At 66.9% G+C, this 453-nt stretch carries 1 protein-coding gene; it reads right to left on the bottom strand.

Annotation, left to right across the window (positions count from 1 at the left end; all coding sequences use genetic code 11):
• Positions 1 to 55: 55 nt before the first annotated feature.
• Positions 56 to 453 (bottom strand): aldehyde dehydrogenase family protein (locus tag ACFFNX_RS52220; protein ID WP_378213925.1); only part of this gene is annotated, 398 nt, incomplete at its 5' end.

The following is a 453-nucleotide window of genomic DNA, read 5'->3' on the forward strand; positions in this document are numbered from 1 at the left end:
GGGAAAGCACCCCCGATGTAGAGCTTGTAGGTCTTGCGAATGTTCACTCGTTCGCTCATCGCAGGTAGGCCTCCAGCCCGTGCCGTCCGCCCTCACGGCCGAAGCCGGACTCCTTGTACCCGCCGAAGGGTGCGGCCGGGTCGAACTTGTTGAACGTGTTCGCCCACACCACCCCCGCCCGCAATCGCTCGGCCATCCACAAGACCCGTGACCCCTTCTCACTCCACACCCCGGCTGATAGGCCATAAGGGGTGTTGTTGGCCTTCTCGATCGCCTCGCCCGGGGTGCGGAAGGTCAGCACGGACAGGACCGGGCCGAAGATCTCTTCTCGCGCGATCCGGTGGGACTGGGCGACCCCGGTGAAGACCGTCGGCGGGAACCAGAAACCCTGCTCCGGTAGCGCACACGCCGGAGACCACCGCTGGGCCCCCTCGGCCTCCCCGGCCTGGGACA

It is taken from the genome of Actinoallomurus acaciae, from assembly GCF_042429965.1.
GTDB lineage: Bacteria > Actinomycetota > Actinomycetes > Streptosporangiales > Streptosporangiaceae > Actinoallomurus > Actinoallomurus acaciae.